The organism is Anaerosporobacter sp. (genome assembly GCF_965301125.1).
Map to the genome: position 1 here is coordinate 1 of NZ_CBDLAM010000370.1, position 1,731 is coordinate 1,731.

Sequence of the window (1,731 nt, forward strand, 5' to 3'; positions counted from 1 at the left end):
TATTTGCTTAGTGCAGTATTGATTAAGTTTGTCTAATATATCATCTACGGAATCAATCGCCAATTCTTTTGCCTTAGATCTTTTCTTAGAGGCGCCTTCGCCGTTCTTGATGTGATATTTGTGTTTAGCACCTTTAATAGAATTTAAGTCTTCTAAGCTGGTGTTAATCAGTAATGTATCGTAACCAAGCTGTTCCGCTTCATAGGCTATATTACAGCCACATTGACCAATTCCTAAAAACGTAACATCATTTCTAATCATTCTACGTCCTCCTCAAAAAATAATCTTCCTTGTTTAGTTATACAGTAAACTTTTTCATGTCCATTCTTACCACATTCGCTCATATAATTATGCTTTACAAGTAATTTGATATGTTTATACATAGCAGTCCTCTTTAAAACAACTCCATTATTCCTAATTTCATCCTGCGTCATCCCTGTTAATCCATTAAAAGCTTTTGCTGAATACAACGTGGCTAAAATAAAGTAGTCTGATCGTGATAGTGTCGTCAGATTATCTTTTATGTTCACTATAATACCCCCTAATGTTTATTTAAGTGTCGGCAATGTATCGCCAAAATACCGCTTGATGTCACAAGTATACATTTTTAATAGTATGATGTCAACTAAAAATATCATATCATGCCATTTATAGTACTAGGATATGCCATATATGATATACATGTTTGACTTAAAAAATGGCATGTTGTATAATTTGCTTAGTGGAGGTGGCAGCAAAGTGAGCGTTAATTATGATAAGTTATGGTTAGAATTATTTACACGTAAAATTAATAAAACTGAAATGGCTGATAAACTTGGAATAGCTAGAAGGACTTTGGCTAGGATGGGGCACAATGAAGCCGTTTCGTTAGACGTTATAGATAGAATCTGTAATTACTTAGAATTACCAGTAGAAGCGGTAGTAACAGTAGAAAAAGATGTGATGATTAACGGTAAGAAAGCATAGAAGAGTAGAGTAAAAAAAATAGGGTACAGCAATAAGCTATACTCGTAATTAAGGAAGTGTATGATGGACAAAAATTTAAAATTTACAGACGAAGAAACGAAAATGTTTTATGATATGATTGCCGACAAGTGTTCTATACATTTCATTGATAACGCTCAAATATCATTCAAACATCTATACAACCTTTGGGATTTTATGTATAGGGAAGAGTATTTGGAAGAGATGCTGGTAGATGACATTAAGCCATATAGGTTTACAATAAAAAGACAAAATTAGTTTTGGAGTGTATAGAAAAATGTAAAAAAATAGCCCCTAAGTCAGTTAAGACAGAGGAGCTATTAATCGAAAGAAACTTTATATTGACAAATAATGTATAATAATGTAATATTAATTGCGTGCATGTTTAATAAAAGTGAGTATACAAATTACTTTAATTTGCAGAGTGGCGTAGGCTTCGGCTTGCGTCATTTCTGCGTTTAGATATATTTGGATATAGAAAAAGACACTCATAAGAGAGTGCCTTGTGTATATGTACGAATCTAATTAGAGCTAGCTAATTGCAATTCTTCAATTTGTTCCTGATTGAATATATCTATTCTCATACTAACCATATCACTTTTCTTTTTCTTGTATTTGAGATTTTCAACGAAGCCGTTTTTTATATAAAAAGCTACTGTTTCTTGATTGTATTCAATATCCGCGTCAACAGTAATAAATCAGCTTGCTATTCCGTCTTCATTTAGTTGAAACACACATGCTCTTGCC

Annotated in this window: 4 protein-coding genes; 2 read left to right on the forward strand and 2 right to left on the reverse strand. The window is 32.5% G+C overall.

Annotation, left to right across the window (positions count from 1 at the left end; translation table 11 throughout):
* The coding region (locus tag ACW2QF_RS20065; protein WP_455717787.1) for a hypothetical protein at positions 1-261 on the reverse strand (261 nt) is incomplete at its 3' end.
* Positions 258-530 (reverse strand): hypothetical protein, encoded by a 273-nt coding sequence (locus ACW2QF_RS20070; protein WP_455717788.1) that lies wholly within the window; start codon positions 528-530, stop codon positions 258-260. The genes ACW2QF_RS20065 and ACW2QF_RS20070, both read right to left, overlap by 4 nt.
* A gap of 208 nt (positions 531-738) precedes the next feature.
* Here ACW2QF_RS20070 and ACW2QF_RS20075 point away from each other — a divergent pair, with 208 nt between their 5' ends.
* Complete coding sequence (locus tag ACW2QF_RS20075) at positions 739-966, forward strand: helix-turn-helix domain-containing protein (RefSeq protein ID WP_455717789.1); 228 nt, start codon at positions 739-741, stop codon at positions 964-966.
* Between the two features lie 63 nt (positions 967-1,029).
* Complete coding sequence (locus ACW2QF_RS20080; RefSeq protein ID WP_455717790.1) at positions 1,030-1,242, forward strand: hypothetical protein; 213 nt, start codon at positions 1,030-1,032, stop codon at positions 1,240-1,242.
* The last annotated feature ends 489 nt before the right edge of the window (positions 1,243-1,731 follow it).

Excerpts from the sequence above, each read along its gene's own strand:
- ACW2QF_RS20080 (WP_455717790.1), top strand. The coding sequence starts at position 1,030 with ATGGACAAAAATTTAAAATTTACAGACGAAGAAACGAAAATGTTTTAT.